The 14,569-nt window shown below is 69.6% G+C and carries 16 protein-coding genes; 8 read left to right on the top strand and 8 right to left on the bottom strand.

Annotated features, from left to right (window positions below; all coding sequences use genetic code 11):
• Nucleotides 1-44 precede the first annotated feature (44 nt).
• Nucleotides 45-1,463: a tRNA(Ile)(2)-agmatinylcytidine synthase gene (locus MUG96_RS00790; RefSeq protein ID WP_246985627.1), complete on the top strand. Its 1,419-nt coding sequence runs from the start codon at nucleotides 45-47 to the stop codon at nucleotides 1,461-1,463.
• A gap of 261 nt (nucleotides 1,464-1,724) precedes the next feature.
• Here the strand turns inward: MUG96_RS00790 and MUG96_RS00795 are convergent, their stop codons facing one another.
• On the bottom strand, nucleotides 1,725-2,681 hold the full coding sequence (locus tag MUG96_RS00795) for a succinylglutamate desuccinylase/aspartoacylase family protein (protein ID WP_246985629.1): 957 nt from the start codon (nucleotides 2,679-2,681) through the stop codon (nucleotides 1,725-1,727).
• 193 nt (nucleotides 2,682-2,874) lie between these two features.
• On the opposite strand from MUG96_RS00795, the gene MUG96_RS00800 reads away from it, so the two are divergent.
• The gene (locus MUG96_RS00800) at nucleotides 2,875-3,210 is read left to right on the top strand and encodes a DUF7536 family protein (protein ID WP_246985631.1); all 336 of its coding nucleotides are present in this window, start codon (nucleotides 2,875-2,877) and stop codon (nucleotides 3,208-3,210) included.
• On the opposite strand, the gene MUG96_RS00805 is transcribed toward MUG96_RS00800, so the two are convergent.
• Nucleotides 3,207-4,454, bottom strand: coding sequence for a potassium channel family protein (locus MUG96_RS00805; RefSeq protein ID WP_246985632.1), 1,248 nt, complete (start codon nucleotides 4,452-4,454; stop codon nucleotides 3,207-3,209). The genes MUG96_RS00800 and MUG96_RS00805 overlap by 4 nt on opposite strands.
• Before the next feature lie 269 nt (nucleotides 4,455-4,723).
• Here MUG96_RS00805 and citZ point away from each other — a divergent pair, with 269 nt between their 5' ends.
• Entirely contained in the window at nucleotides 4,724-5,860 is a 1,137-nt protein-coding gene (citZ, locus tag MUG96_RS00810) for a citrate synthase (protein ID WP_246985634.1), read from the top strand.
• A 142-nt stretch (nucleotides 5,861-6,002) separates the two neighbouring features.
• Here citZ and MUG96_RS00815 read toward each other — a convergent pair whose 3' ends face one another.
• The 4 genes from MUG96_RS00815 to MUG96_RS00830 form a co-directional block, all read right to left on the bottom strand.
• Entirely contained in the window at nucleotides 6,003-6,425 is a 423-nt protein-coding gene (locus tag MUG96_RS00815) for a CBS domain-containing protein (RefSeq protein ID WP_246985636.1), read from the bottom strand.
• A 104-nt stretch (nucleotides 6,426-6,529) separates the two neighbouring features.
• On the bottom strand, nucleotides 6,530-7,117 hold the full coding sequence (locus tag MUG96_RS00820) for an L-threonylcarbamoyladenylate synthase (RefSeq protein ID WP_246985638.1): 588 nt from the start codon (nucleotides 7,115-7,117) through the stop codon (nucleotides 6,530-6,532).
• Between the two features lie 34 nt (nucleotides 7,118-7,151).
• Nucleotides 7,152-7,745 carry a redoxin domain-containing protein gene (locus MUG96_RS00825; protein ID WP_246985640.1) on the bottom strand — a complete coding sequence of 198 codons (594 nt, stop codon included), beginning with the start codon at nucleotides 7,743-7,745 and terminating at the stop codon, nucleotides 7,152-7,154.
• Nucleotides 7,745-8,020, bottom strand: a complete 276-nt coding sequence (locus MUG96_RS00830) for a glutathione S-transferase N-terminal domain-containing protein (protein WP_246985642.1) — start codon at nucleotides 8,018-8,020, stop codon at nucleotides 7,745-7,747. The genes MUG96_RS00825 and MUG96_RS00830 overlap by 1 nt, the downstream gene beginning before the upstream one ends.
• Nucleotides 8,021-8,238: 218 nt before the next feature.
• On the opposite strand from MUG96_RS00830, the gene MUG96_RS00835 reads away from it, so the two are divergent.
• Complete coding sequence (locus MUG96_RS00835; protein ID WP_246985644.1) at nucleotides 8,239-9,657, top strand: hemolysin family protein; 1,419 nt, start codon at nucleotides 8,239-8,241, stop codon at nucleotides 9,655-9,657.
• 78 nt (nucleotides 9,658-9,735) lie between these two features.
• Nucleotides 9,736-10,587 (top strand): phosphatase PAP2 family protein, encoded by an 852-nt coding sequence (locus MUG96_RS00840; protein ID WP_246985646.1) that lies wholly within the window; start codon nucleotides 9,736-9,738, stop codon nucleotides 10,585-10,587.
• Here MUG96_RS00840 and MUG96_RS00845 read toward each other — a convergent pair.
• Nucleotides 10,584-11,768, bottom strand: a complete 1,185-nt coding sequence (locus MUG96_RS00845) for an inorganic phosphate transporter (protein ID WP_246985648.1) — start codon at nucleotides 11,766-11,768, stop codon at nucleotides 10,584-10,586. The genes MUG96_RS00840 and MUG96_RS00845 overlap by 4 nt on opposite strands.
• 238 nt (nucleotides 11,769-12,006) lie before the next feature.
• Here MUG96_RS00845 and MUG96_RS00850 point away from each other — a divergent pair, with 238 nt between their 5' ends.
• Entirely contained in the window at nucleotides 12,007-12,153 is a 147-nt protein-coding gene (locus MUG96_RS00850) for an FmdB family zinc ribbon protein (protein ID WP_246985649.1), read from the top strand.
• Nucleotides 12,154-12,182: 29 nt separating this feature from the next.
• Here MUG96_RS00850 and MUG96_RS00855 read toward each other — a convergent pair whose 3' ends face one another.
• Entirely contained in the window at nucleotides 12,183-12,923 is a 741-nt protein-coding gene (locus tag MUG96_RS00855) for a DUF5828 family protein (RefSeq protein ID WP_246985651.1), read from the bottom strand.
• Between the two features lie 113 nt (nucleotides 12,924-13,036).
• Here MUG96_RS00855 and MUG96_RS00860 point away from each other — a divergent pair, with 113 nt between their 5' ends.
• Together MUG96_RS00860 and upp are read left to right on the top strand one after the other, a co-directional pair.
• Complete coding sequence (locus MUG96_RS00860; RefSeq protein WP_246985653.1) at nucleotides 13,037-13,723, top strand: type 1 glutamine amidotransferase domain-containing protein; 687 nt, start codon at nucleotides 13,037-13,039, stop codon at nucleotides 13,721-13,723.
• 120 nt (nucleotides 13,724-13,843) lie between these two features.
• Entirely contained in the window at nucleotides 13,844-14,524 is a 681-nt protein-coding gene (upp, locus tag MUG96_RS00865; protein WP_246985654.1) for a uracil phosphoribosyltransferase, read from the top strand.
• Nucleotides 14,525-14,569 lie beyond the last annotated feature (45 nt).

Below are 14,569 nucleotides of genomic sequence, written 5' to 3' on the forward strand. Positions count from 1 at the left end.
ACGGGTGCGAAAGGCGTACGGCCGGGACCCTCGAACCGACGGACGTGACCGTCGTCGGCCTGGACGATACCGACTCCCGGACCGAGGGGATGTGTACCACCTACGCCGCCGCCCTGCTCGCCGACCGCGTGCGGGCGGCCGGCGGCAGCGTCGAGCGACTGGTGCTGGTCCGGCTGAACCCCGCCGTCGAGCACAAGACCCGCGGGAACGCCGCGCTGGCCGTCCACTGCGACCTCGCCCCGGACCGGGCGTTCGCCATCGCCACGGACATCGTCGGCTCGCGCGCGGCGACGGGCGACCCCCGGACGAATCCCGGCGTCGTGGCGACCGACGGCGACCTCGACGCCGCGCCGTCGTGGGTCCAGTCGGTCGCACGCGCCGCCGTCCGGGACCGCCTCGACCACGAGCGGGTTCGCGAGCGCCTGGCCGCCGAGGGGTACCGCCACGAGGGGTGGGGCAACGGGCGCGGCCTCGTCGGTGCCACGGCCGCCGTCGGCGCCTGGCAGGGGTTCCGCGCCGCGGACTGGCCCGCCGACTGGACCTACGAGTGTATCTCCTACCGCGAGCGGGACCGCTGGGGGACCGACCGCGACGTGGACCGTGATTCGGTGTTCGCCGTCGCGGACGAGCACTACCCGGCCATCTGGGACACGGTCGACCGCGGGGAAAGCGAGGGCGACCGGCGGGAGGCCTCGAAGCGAAGCGGCGAGCGCTGCGAGGGTGACCGAAGGGAAGCCTCGTTGCGGAGCGGCGACGAAAGGAGCCGCGGAGCGAAGGGAGCCGCGGAGCAAGGCGAGGCCGTCTGCGTCCCGAACACGCCCGGGCCGGTCCTCCACGGCATCCGCGGCGACGACCGCGAGACGGTCGAGCAGGCGGCCCGAGCCATCGAGAGCGAACCCGTCGAGCGCCGCGCCACGTTCGTCACGAACCAGGGGACGGACGTACATCTCCGTCCCCCACCGCCCGACGCCAACCCTCGGGACGGCCGCGCGTACCGCCTGCCCGCCGAAGTCGTCGATCCCCCCGAGACCCGGGCCGGCGGCCACGTTTTCTTGTCGGTCAGCGGAGGTGAAACGAAGGGGGCGCTCCCGTGTGTCGCCTTCGAGCCGACCAAGCGGTTCCGCGACCGCGTTCGGAACCTCCGGGTCGGCGACATGGTGACGGTCTGCGGGGAGGTCGCCGACGGCACGCTGAAACTGGAGAAGTTCGCGGTCCGGGACCTGCGAACGACCGAGCGCGTGACGCCGGATTGCCCCGAGTGTGGGCGGTCGATGGGGAGCGCGGGCGCGGACGCGGGCTACCGCTGTCGTGACTGCGGGACGAGCGCGCCGGGGAAGGTCGAACGGCCCCTGGACCGGGACCTCGAACGCGGGTGGTACGAGGTGCCGCCGTGTGCGCGCCGGCACATCGCGAAGCCGCTGGTGCGGGGCGGCTTCGACGCACCGACCCATCCCGAGCGGTGAGCGGGGCGGAGCGGTGCTGTGCGGTGGCGGTCGAGCATCCGCGCGACCGGCGGGAGCGCGGTCACCGTCAGAGCAAACTCTGACAAGCATCCGTTCGTTCCCTGCGGTCACTCACGGGAACGGTGCGGTCGGGTGAGCATCCGCGGCGCTTCGCGCCGCGGTTCACCGAACTCGCGCCGACGGCGCGAGTTCGGCCTTTTTCGCCCACGTTTTTGTCGCGAGTGGTGCGCCGTAGGCGCACCCGAGCGGGAAAAAGGTGGGTTAGTAGGAATCGAGGTCGGTCCCGACGGAGCAGACGTACTCGCCGGTGGCGACCTGCGGGAGGCGGCGGGAGCGCCAGAAGACGCCGGGGGAGTCGGCGGTGACGCGGGCCTTGTTCTCGCCGAAGACGTCGGTGATCTCGAACAGGAGGTCGTTGCGGTCGACGCGCTCGCCGAGGTCGGCGTGATAGGTGACGAGGCCGCCGGTCGGCGAGCCGTACTGCTCGAAGCCGGTCGCGCGGGTCTGTGGCTCGGGGACGTGGGTCTCGTCGGTGAACCCGTAGTACGCGAGGACGTTCTCGACGCCGCGGAGGCCGATCTCGATGGAGTCGGCGTCCCAGCCGACACAGCCGCCGAGTTCGGGGTCGATGGTGGGGACGCCCTCGTCGGGAGCGGCACGGGCGAGCTGGCCGTCGGGCCCCTTCTGGTCGAGGATGTGACCACAGCCGAATACCTTGGCGAGTTCGAGACACTGCTCGTGGAGGCGGTGGCGGGGGCCACACCGCACCCGGCACTCCTCGATCATCCGGGAGGTCGACCCCTGGTGGAGGTCGAGGACGAGGTCGGCGCGGGTCGCGGCGTCGAAGGTGGCGGCCGCGATGCGCTCGGAGGAGGTCCCCCGCTCGTCGCCGGGGTAGGTCCGGTTCATCTTCGTGTCGTCGACGGGGTTGCGGTGTTCGGCGACCTGGAAGGCGTGGTAGTTGACGATGCCGACGATCAGTACCGTGCCGGCGAGGTCGTCGGGGTCGAGCCGCGGGACGAGGCGCTGGATCACGCCGACGCCGTTGAGTTCGTCGCCGTCGCTGGCGGCCTGGATGTACAGGGTCTTCCCGCTCTCGGCGCCGTTGACGACCGCGACGGGGAGGCCGATATCGGCTCCGTCGCGGGTCTCACCGACGTAGAGTCGCCCGGTGTCGACCGTACCGGGGGCTGCGTCCGCCGTCCCGAGACTCGTCATTGTTTCAACCCGGCGGTTGCACACTCTTAGGCGGTTCGATATGCCTCACTCCCTGCCGGGATCCGGAGGCGGAAAGCGGGTACTGCGGGGGCGGTGGACGAGTGCTGCGGGGGCGAGTCACCCGAGAACGACCGTCCGGGACGGCGGACGGCCCGACCGACGCGATTTTGGGTCGCCCGCCCGTAGGAAGGATGTGGCATCCGAACACGACGGCACGGACGGCGTCGAGGGCGCAGCGAGTGCCGACGGGGCCGGTGCCGAGGGCGGGCCGCCGGTCGAGAAGGCCCAGGGCGGCGGGAGAGCGCTCGTACAGGCGCTGAACGTGCCGACGAACGCGAAACGCGGGTTCGGGTTCAGCGTCCTCTTTACGCTGGCCGTGGTCGGTATCTTCGTCATCGACCCCGGGGCGACCACCCGGTCGTCGTACTACTACCTCGGGCTGGGATTCGTGCTGGCGATCACGCTAGGGATGCTCGCGACCGCGGTGCTGACCGGCGTCAGCGCCTACCGGCTCTCGAAGGACCTCTAGCCCTCGATATCGACGTCGTCGCCGACGAGCGCGGCGAGGCGGCCGGCGCCCGACCGGGTCCCCTTCGCGATGAGTACGTCGTCGGTGTGGAGGCGCGTGTCCGGCCCGGGCGAGACGATCCAGTCGCCGGCGTCGGGCCGGAGTCCGCCGTCGGGAGCGTCGTCGGCGGCGGCGTGGGTCCGGCGAACGGCGATGACACGCATTCCGGTCCGGGTCTTGACCGTCTCGCCGCCGAGCGTGGCTCCGTCGAGGTCACTGTCGGGGGCGACGGTCAGGCGGACGATCACCTCGTCGCTCTCGAGAACCGCCTCCTGGACGACGGGGTGGGTGCCCAGGCCGCGGAGGACGCCCTCGCTGATTTCGAGAGCGGCGTCGCTGATCACCTCGGTGGCGGTGGCGAGGTGGACGAGCCCCCGCAGGGAGACGGGGTCGTCGATGCGGCCGGCGGCCTGGAGGGTCCAGGCCTCGAAGCGGGACTGGAGGGCGTCGACCTCGGCTTCGAGTTCGAGCACCTCCGCGGCGACCTCGTCGGAGTCGAAGAGGACGGCTCCGTAGGCCAGGTCGACCGCGAGTTCGCTCATGTTTTTCATGTGGACGATTGCGTCGACGGCGCGTTCGAGGTCCTCGATGCCCTCGGCGGGCGGGTTCGGCGGTTCGTACGCCGCGCCGGTGGCGTCCTCGTAGACGGCGTCGATTCCCTCCTCTGGGCCGCGAAAGAGGACCACGTCGTCGGCCCGCAGGACGGTCTCGGGGCCGGGGTTGAACAGCCAGTCGCCGCGCCGGCGAATGGCGAGCGCGCGGACGCCCGTCTCTGTTTCGAGGTTGATGTCCACGAGCGTGCGGTCGGTGAACGGCGAGTCGGCGACGATGCGGGCGCGGACGAGCGTTTCGACGGCCTCGGGGAGGGCGGCCCGCATCGCGTCGGGCAGGCCGATGTCCTCCAGGACGATCTTGGCGATGTCGCCGGCGGCGTCGGAAATCTTCTCGGCGGCGCCGACCATCCCGAGCACGGGTGCGAGCCCTTCGGCGTCCTCGGGACTGCGGGCGGCCATCAGCAGGCTCATCCGGGCCCGCAACTGGAGCACGTCCATCCGGTCTTCGAGTTCGAGCACCTCCTCTGCCACCTCGTCGGAGCCGAGCAGGACCGCCGAGTACGAGAGGTCGATCAACAACTCCGCGGTGTCTTTCATCTCCGCCAGCACCTCCTTGACGCTGACCGGCTCGTACTCGAGGTCCTCTGCCATCCCCCCTATCTGGGCGGCCGTCCGGCAAAAACGTTGCCCGCACCGGTCCTCGGCCGGACGGCCGAGCATCCCCCGAGCGGTCGCTCACCTGGCCACAGGCGGACGTGCGAGTGGCCGGGGTAGCGTTCCACCCAGTGTCCGATGGACCGTCGAAAAGCGTCGAAAAGGGTCGGTGCGAGTGTGCATCCGTCCAATCGTGTCGCCATGTGGTGGTGCCACATCCCTCTCGAAAGATAATCCTTTTAGCGGCCGGTAGTAAATCGGAGGGTATGTCCGACGAACTCCAGAAGGGACTCGAGGGTGTCCTGGTCGCCGAGTCGGAGCTGAGTTACATCGACGGTGACGCGGGCGAACTCGTCTACCGGGGCTACACCATCGACGATCTGGCACGCGACGCCAGTTTCGAGGAGGTCCTGTACCTGCTGTGGCACGGGCACCTCCCGGATCGGTCGGAGCTGGACGACTTCAGCGGGGAGATGAGCGCCGAGCGCGAACTCGACGCGGACGTGCTCGCGCTGATCGAGAACCTCGCGGCGCAAGACGAGAACCCGATGGCGGCGCTGCGGACCGCCGTCTCCGCGCTGTCGGCGTACGACCCTGACGCCGGCGCCGATCCCCAGGACCGCGAGGCGAACCTCCGGAAAGGGCGGCGCATCACCGCGAAGATTCCGACCATCGTCGCGGCGTTCACCCGTCTGCGCGACGGACAGGACCCCGTCGCACCGCGGGAGGAACTCGGCCACGCCGAGAACTTCCTCTACATGCTCAACGGCGAGGAGCCCGACGACGTGCTCGCCGAGACCTTCGACATGGCGCTCGTGCTGCACGCCGACCACGGACTGAACGCCTCGACGTTCTCCTCGATGGTCGTCTCCTCGACGCTCGCGGACCTCCACTCGGCAATCCCCGCGGGCATCGGCGCGCTCTCCGGGTCGCTCCACGGCGGCGCCAATCAGGACGTGATGGAGGCACTGCTCGACCTCGACGAGTCCGGCAAGGAGCCGGTCACGTGGGTCGAGGACCAGCTCGACGCCGGCGAGCGTGTCCCCGGGTTCGGCCACCGCGTCTACAACGTCAAGGACCCGCGGGCCCGCATCCTCTCGGACAAGTCCAAGGCCCTCGGCGAGGCCGCCGGCTCGCTGAAGTGGTTCGAGTACTCCACCGACATCGAGGAGTGGATGGCCGAGAACAAGGGCCTCGCCCCGAACGTCGACTTCTATTCGGCCTCCACGTACTACCAGATGGGCATCCCCGTCGACATCTACACCCCCATCTTCGCGATGTCCCGCGTCGGCGGCTGGATCGCCCACGTCCTCGAACAGTACGACGACAACCGTCTCATCCGCCCGCGCGGTCGCTACATCGGTCCGGAAGACCAGGAGTTCCCGGCCATCGACGAGCGGTAGAAGCCCTGGACCGCGAGCGAACCGAGTGAGAGAGCGGCCTTTTTCGCCCACGTCCGCGAGAGCGAAGCTCTCGCGAGGACGTTTTTGCGCGAGTGGTGGCCGGCAGGGCCACGGGGACTGCCCCACCGTCGGTGTGACGGCCTCACTCGGCGAACTCGGCGAGGACGTCGTCGAAGGAGGGAGCGATCGATTCCGCGATGTCGGTCGTCGTGACGACACCGACGAGCGTGCCCGTGTCGTCGACGACGGGGAGCTTCTTGATGTCGTTGTCCTGCATCCGGACGCTGGCGTCCCGGATCGTCTCCTCGGGGCCGACGGTGATGACGAGGTCGGTCATGAGTTCGCGTACTCGAAGCTGTTCGGGGTCGTGGCTCGCACAGACCCCTCGAACCACGTCGCTTTCCGTGACGATCCCCGCCACTTCGTCGGTCTCGACGATCAGCGCACCGATCCCCTCGTGCCAGAGGATCCGTGCGGCGTCGGTCACCGCCATCTCCGGGTCGACCGTCCGCGCCGGACTGGTCATGATCTCGCTAACGGGTCGTTCCAGTCGTTCCACGTCCATCTGAACCGTCGGGCGTCGTGCCCGTGGAATATAATTAAAGATGATGTAGGTAAAAAGCCACTGTCCGCCGCAAACGTTGCGCCGTGCCGTCGACGGGGCGGTGCTCACGCACCGGCCAGCCAGTCCTCGATCTCGTCGGCCAGTTGGCCGCGGCGGTGGATCTCGCCGGCCTCGACGTCGACGACGGTGCTCCCGCCGCCGGGGGTTCGCCCGCCGTCGACGGTGACGGCGACGGCCTCGCGGACGTCCGCTGACAGTTCCGAGAGGTCGCGGACGCTCCCGGTCCCGGAGACGTTCGCGGAGGTAGCGGTGACTGGCGCGAACCGCTCCAGCAGGGCGAGTGCCGTCTCGTGGTCGGGGACGCGGACGCCGACGCGGTCGCGGCCGGCAGTGAGGACGTCGGGCACCGACCCGGCGCGCTCGACGACGACGGTGACGGGGCCGGGGAGGAACTCGTGCATGAACCGCCGCTCGCGGGCGGTAGGGTTCGCGTATTCGAGGGCGGCCTCCGCGTCCGGGACCGCCAGCGAGACCGGCTTGTCCCTGTCCCGGCCTTTCGTCTCGAAGACCCGCTCGACGGCGTCGGGGTCGGTGGCGTCGGCGCCGAGGCCGTACACCGTCTCGGTGGGGTAAACGACGAGGTCACCGGCGCGGAGCGCGTCGGCGGCGCGGGCGAGGGCGTCGTCGGTCATACCCGACCGTGGGCCGGCGGCGGGAAAAACCTTCTCAGAGCGCGTCGATGGCGGCCTCGATCTCGTCGTAGGGCGGGAAGTCGGGCCACTCGTCGGCGACCCAGGCGTACTGGACGACCCGCTCCTCGTCGAGGAGGAAGACGGCGGGCCGTGGCTCGCTCACGCCGGCCATGCCGTCGAGGTCGTGGGCGATGCCGTACCGCTCGGCCACGTCGTTGCCGGGGTCGGAGAAGAGGCGGTAGCCGAGGTCGTCGATGCGACGCTCCGCGATGGTCGTCTTGTGCTCGTACGGCGAGGAGATCGACAGGCCGACGACCTGGAGGTTGTCGTCGTGGCCGCGGCTCGCGGGTCGTCCCTCCCCGCTCGCGTCTTCCGCGGCCTCCTCCTGGTCGGCCGCGCCCTGCCCCCACCCGCGGTCGCGGATCTCGTTCCACATGTAGGTGGTGGGGAAGGCCCCGTCCATAGTGTGGAAGGCGAGCAGAACCGGTCCCTCGGCGGTGAGTTCCGAGAGCGCGGTGTCCTCCCAGTATTCGGCGTTGGTGAGCGGGCGCTCGAAGTCGGGAGCCTGCTCGCCCTCGGCGGGCGGGTCGGCGGGGTCGAGTTCGACGACCTCGAAGTCCAGTTCCATCAGGCAGCACCTCTCTCGGCGTTGCCCTCGCCGTAGGTGCCGTGGAGATAGGCGACGATGTTGGCGGACTCGGACATGGTGACGCCGGTGTTCTCGTCGACGATGGCCGGGACGGTCCGCTTCCCGGAGACGCGTTTGACCACGTCGCGGTCGGAGTGCATCGGTTCGACGAACCGCGACTCGTAGTCGAGGCCGTACTCGTCGAGGACGCGGACGACGCGTTCACAGAACGGACAGGCCTGGAGCCGATAGAGTGTGATCGCTGGGTCGCTCATCGCCCGTGTATTGTGTCGAGAGCGGGGTAAGCCCTTCGGGCGTATCCGGGCGGTGAGCATCGGCGCCGACGGGCGAGCGTGACGAGCGGACGGTACTCGCGGCGGTCGACACGACGGCGGACGAGGACGGTCGAAACCAGTCGTCTCCGTCCGGTTCTCGGTGGCTTTTTTCGGCTATGACAAGTCTTAATCCCGGCGATGGCAAAACACGGGAAGTAATGGGTATCGTTTCGGCCCCAGTCGCCCTGCTCGCGTCCACGCTGGCGACTGGCCCGTTCGGCGTGGAGATATCCGACGGTCTCGTGGCTACTTTCGGGATCGTCGTGGTCCTCGTCCTGCTCTTGCTCTCGGCGTTTTTCTCCTCCTCGGAGATCGCCATGTTCTCGCTGGCGCCCCACCGCCTGGAGACGCTGGTCGAGGACGACGTGCCCGGCGCCCGGACGCTCAAGGCGCTGAAGGACGACCCCCACCGACTGCTGGTGACCATCCTCGTCGGGAACAACCTCGTCAACATCGCGATGACCTCCATCACGACGGGGCTGCTCGCCATCTACTTCTCCCAGGGCATCGCGGTCGCGGTCTCGACGTTCGGCATCACCGCTCTCGTCCTGCTGTTCGGCGAGAGCGCCCCGAAGAGCTACGCCGTCGAGAACACGGAGTCGTGGGCGCTCCGGATCGCCGGACCGCTGAAGTTCGCCGAGCGGCTCCTGTTGCCGCTGATCGTCGTCTTCGACTTCCTCACCCAGCAGGTCAACCGCATCACCGGCGGCCAGTCCGCCATCGAGACCTCCTACATCACCCGCGACGAAATCCGGGACATCATCGAGACCGGGGAACGCGAGGGGGTGCTGGACGAGGAAGAACGCGAGATGCTCCACCGCACCCTGCGGTTCAACCGCACCATCGCCAAGGAGGTGATGACCCCGCGGCTCGATATGACCGCCGTCTCCGTCGACGCCTCCATCGAGGAGGCCATCGAGACCTGCGTCCAGTCGAGCCACGCCCGCGTGCCGGTCTACGAGGGCAGCCTCGACAACATCATCGGCGTCGTTCACATCCGTGACCTCGTCCGGGATCGGGACTTCGGCGAGGCGGGCACGGAGGACCTCGAACTGGACGACCTCATCGAGCCGACCCTGCACGTCCCGGAGTCGAAAAACGTCGACGAACTGCTCGCGGAGATGCGGGAAAACCGGATGCACATGGTCGTCGTCATCGACGAGTTCGGGACCACGGAGGGCCTGGTCACGATGGAGGACCTCACCGAGGAGATCGTCGGCGAAATCCTCGAAGGCGAGGAGGAGGAGCCGGTCGAGTTCGTCGGCGACGACACCGCCATCGTGAAAGGCGAGGTCAACATCGAGGAGGTCAACGAGGCGCTCGACATCGAACTCCCGGAGGGCGAGGAGTTCGAGACGCTGGCGGGCTTTATCTTCAACCGCGCGGGCCGCCTCGTCGAGACCGGGGAGGTCATCGAGTACGACGGCGTCGAAATCAGGGTCGAGCAGGTCGAGAACACGCGAATCATGAAAGCCCGGGTCACGCGGCCGGCGACGACTTCGGGGCACGTCGACGGCGAGGACGGCGAGGGCGGCACCGACGAGGCCGAGACCGACACGCCCTCGACGGACGACTGACCGCCCGGAGACGGTCACACACCGTCGAGTCCCTCGCGTGACACGAACGTTTTTGTGGTGGGTGGACAGCTATCGGATATGGTGCGACTCGAAGCGGCGAGTCGGGCGCTCCGGGCGGCGTTCCCGGCGGCGGCCGACCCGCTCGCGATAGCGGTCACCCACCTCGGGGGCGTAACGGGACTGATGCTCGGACTGTCGGTTTTGTACTGGCTGACCGACAGGCGGGGGACGGCGCTGGTGGTGGCCTACGCCTTCGGCGGGTACGCGGTCGTGCTGGGGCTGAAGTGGTTTTTCACGCTGCCGCGCCCGCCGGAGGCGGTGTGGGTCATCGAGACGAGTGGGTACGGCTTCCCGAGCGGGCACGCGACGGCCGCGGCGGTGGTCTACGGGGGTATCGCGCTGGAGTTCGACCGCGTCGACTCGCTCGCGCGGGCGGCGCCGCTGGCGGGACTCGCGGTCCTGATCGCCCTCTCGCGGGTCGTGCTCGGCGTCCACTTCCTCGGCGACATCCTGGCGGGGTTGGCGCTGGGGACGGCGCTGCTCGTCGCCTTCCACTACGCCGCCGACGGACGGCCGGCGGTGGCGTTCGGGACGGCCGGCGTCCTCGGTCTCGCGGCGCTGTCGACGACGTGGGGTGACGGGGCCGTCGTCCCGGAGGTGCTGGGCATCGTCGGGGCCTGTCTCGGCGGCGCCGTGGCGACGTGGGACATGGACGCGATTCCGCGGTTCGGCTCGCGGGCGGAGGCGGTCGCGCTGGTCGTCGCCGGCCTGGTCTTCCTCGTCGCTGTGCAGGCGGTCGGGGACGCGTTCACGGGGCTGCTCGCTGGCGTCGACGACGCCGTCCTCGTGGCCGGAATCGTCGGGATGCCCTGGGTGGTCGACCGGGTGTGGGCGGTCGCGGACGAACGCCGGGCGGGGTCGAGCGCCTAGAACAGGAGCGTATCGAGGACGAAGAAGGCGCCGTAGCTGACGCCGAAGGCGAGCACGAGCGACCCGATCCACGCGAGGACGGTGTAGCCCATCTTCGCGCCGCTGACGTCGCTGCCGCCGGCGGCGTAGCCGCTGCCGATGATCGCCGAGACGATGATCTCGTTGAACGAGACGGGGACCCCGAAGAAGACGGCGGTCTGGGCGATGGCAAAGGAAGGGATGAGCGCGGCGATGGAGCGGCGCGGGCCGAGCGCGGAGTAGTCCTGGGACAGGGCCTTGATCATCCGCGGTGCGCCGGTCCAGGAGCCGAGCAGGAGACCGAAGCCACCGCCGAACAGCAGGGCGACGAGCGGAAACTCGAAGGAGTCGAGGAGGGGAAGCAGTGGCCCGAGCGCCAGTCCGACCTGACTGCCGCCGGCGGAGAAGGCCACGAGGCCGCCGAGCGCGAGCAGGAAGTGCCGTTGGCCGTCGGCGGGACTGCCCCGCATATCCCAGCGGAGTGCGAGCGCGACGAGGGCGGCGAAACCCACGGTCACGCCGAGGCGACCGGCGAGGGTGGGGACGCCGAGGCCGGCCGCGGCGGTCGCGGCCAGCGACGCGGCCTCGCCGGCCGGCCCGAGGAGGACGAACTCGACGTTGGCGAAGATGGCACCGACGAGGCCGGCCAGTAGCGGGACGGCGACGATCTCGGGGACGCGTTCGTTGCGGAGCAGGCGGGCGGTGGCGAAGGCGGCGCCGCCGCCGACGAAGGGAGTGGCGACCCACAGCGTGAGGATTTCCTGGTACTTGCCCCAGGCGGGCGCGCCGCCCATCGCCAGCCCGACGCCGACGACGGCGCCGGTGACGGTGAACGCGGTCGCGATGGGGTAGCCGGCGAAGACGCCGATCGCCACGAGGACGGCGGCGGTGATGAGGCCGACCGTCGCGGCCAGCGGCGAGAGCGTGACGTTCAGGACGAGTTCGCGGCCGACGGCCTCGGTGACGTTCGCGCCCTGGAGGATGGCCCCGGCGAGCCCGAGCAGGCCGACGAAGAAGCCGGCCCGCATCACGGAGATCGCGTTGGCGCCGACCGCCGGCGCGAACGGTGTCGACCCGGAGGAGCCGGCCCCGATGGCCCAGGCCATGAACAGGCTCGCTCCTCCGGCGACCAGAAACGTCGCTATCGTGCCCGCACCAACCATCGATTGTCGAGGGTTCGGATGCCGGAGCGTAAGAACCTGCCGCATGGCGTCCCGTCGACGGCGTCGCCGACCGGCCGCCACGGCCACCGTCACGGCGTCCGCCGCCACGCCGCGTCGTCGTGTCGCCGACCGGCCCGCGACCGCCGCCACGGGGGTCGGTTCGTTTCATTCCCACCCCTACCGGAAGGATTAATGATGCGGGCGTTGACGGTCCGGACACGAATTGGGAGGGACTGGAGTGTTACAGCGACTCAAACGGCTCGCGGGGCGGACCGACGACCCCGGCCCGGAGTACGTCTGTCAAGCCTGTGGGACCGCGTTCGAGGCGCAGCGACAGGTCTGTTCGGCGTGTGGCGGCTACCACATCGAACGGCGGGACTGGTAGGGAGAGGGGACCCGTCGCTGGCGGCGGCGCTACGTGTCCTCGCGCGGTTCGTTCATCGACTCGTCGGACTCGTTGTTGTGGGCGTCGAGGTCCTCGGCGGGCGGCGGGGTCTCGACGCCCTCGACGGCCTCGACGTTGTCCGTGGCTTTCGGCGTGTCGACGTGCCAGCGGTCGACCGAGGACTCGTAGTCGGCCAGCCGGTTCGAGACGCGGATCTTGAGGTCGTCGTCGTTGACGTTGACCTCGAAGACGTACTCGGGGGCCTCGTCACGGCCGACCCGCTTGAGGTTCGCCGAGACGAGTTCGTTGTCGAAGTAGTAGGGTGCGATCTGTGTCATCACGTTCTTGTAGACCGCCCCCTCGACAGCCCGGAGGGCCTTCCGACCCGCGGAGTCGGCGGCCCGGGCGACGTAATCGAGGGACTCGCCCCACTTGCCGACGGCCTCGTCGGGGTCGTCCAGTTTCTCGTAGGACTCGCTGAGCTTCTTGCCGGCTTTCTGGAGGTCCTCGTCGGGCTCTTGGCCCGCCTTCTCGCCCTGGCCCTCCCCGACGCTGGCCTGGTCGGCGGTCTTCTCGTTGACGTCCTCGTCCAGTCGTTCGTCGCTTTTGGGCCGCCACTCGTCGAAGTCGGTGAGTGCTGACTCGTCGACGGCGGCGTCGACGTCGGCGTCGGCCGCGATGTCCTTGAGCGCGCGGACGATGCGCTCGCCGTGTTCGACGATGTCGACCCAGCTGCCCCGCGTCTTGAATCCGGAGACGCTCTCTTCCATTAGTACCTCGCGGGTCTCGTGCCCGCGCTGACTGGCCGGTATGCGACGCGTCCTGTTAAGTGACACGCCGGGAGCGCGGCGTTCAAACGGCTCGGACTCGTACGCCGGCGGGTATGCAAACAGCACTGTTCATCGTGAGCGAAGAAGGGTACTGGGGCGAGGAGTGTATCGAGCCGTTGACGACGCTGACCGACGCCGGCGTCGAAATTACGGTCGCGACGCCGAGCGGGAGTCCACCGGTCATCGACGAACGCTCGGTCGACCCCGAGGAGGTCGGCGAGGAGACCGCCGCACACGTCCGGGAGGTCCACGAGAGCGACGAGCGGCTGAACGACCCCGAGCCGCTGGCCGCGGTCGAGCCCGGCGCGTACGACGCCGTCGTCTTCCCCGGCGGCCACGGCACCGAGTGGGACGTGACCCAGGACCGCCACGCCCGCGGCGCGCTCCGGACCGCCGTCGAGGAGGGTGACACGACGGCGCTGGTCGTCTGTCACGCCGTCGGGATTCTCGCCTTCACTCGGGACTCGGACGGCGAGTTCCTGGTCGACGGCCGCGACGTGACCGGCTTCCCGAACGCCTGGGAGGAGGGCATCGTCGACGAACACGACCGGATGCCCGACGGGCGGAAGCTCCCCTACTGGGTCGAGGACGAGGTGAAAGTAGCGGGCGGCAACTGGGACGCCGACCTCGACGCCGACACGTCCGTCACGGTCGACGGCGACCTCGTGACCGCGCGTGGGCCGCCGTCCTCCCACGAGGCGGCGCTGACACTGCTCGACGAGATGGGCGTCGACTACTGACGGCTGGTCTCGGCGGCAGTCCGCGTCGACGGCTGGCGACTGGAAACGGCCGGACGAACGACCACGGCACCCGCCGCCGGGACGCGGAGAATTAAGCGACCGGGGGCCAACCACTCCGGTATGCCAATCGAGGAACGCGACGATACCGACGCCGCGGAAGTCACGCACGCCCTCGCTCGCCACACCCTCTCGGAACTCAGGAGTGCCGACACCGAACAGGTCGCCTTCCGGAAGGGGCTGGTGAAGCTCGGCCGGGTCTGTGGCTACGACATCATCGACGGCCTGCTGGACACCGAGTACGTGGAAGTGGAGACGCCGTTGACGACGACCATGGGCGAGCGGGTGACGGGGCTCGACGACGTGGTGATCGTCAACGTCCTCCGGGCGGCGACGCCGTTCGTCGAGGGGCTGCTCAAGGCCTTCCCCACGGCCCGACAGGGCGTCATTAGCGCCAGCCGCGACGAGGAGGCGGGCATGGACGAGACCGGCTCGTTCCCCATCAGCGTCGACTACGAGAAACTCCCCGACATCACCTCCGATGACACCGTCATCGTCGCCGACCCGATGCTCGCGACGGGGAGCACGATGTGTGCCGTCCTCGAACGGGTGCTGGCAGCGGGTGAACCGGACCGGCTGATCGTCCTCTCGGCCGTCAGCGCACCGCTGGGCGTGACCCGCGTCACCGACCGGTTCCCCCAGGCCCGGCTGTTGACCGTCAGCATCGACGACCGCCTCGACGACGACGGCTTCATCGTCCCCGGCCTCGGCGACGCCGGCGACCGCGCGTTCCGGACGACCTGAGCGCCCCGAGTTGCCGTCGCGCCCGCCCACGCGCGCTCGTGAAAC

The sequence above is a fragment of the Halorientalis marina genome, assembly GCF_023028345.1.
Taxonomy (GTDB): domain Archaea; phylum Halobacteriota; class Halobacteria; order Halobacteriales; family Haloarculaceae; genus Halorientalis; species Halorientalis marina.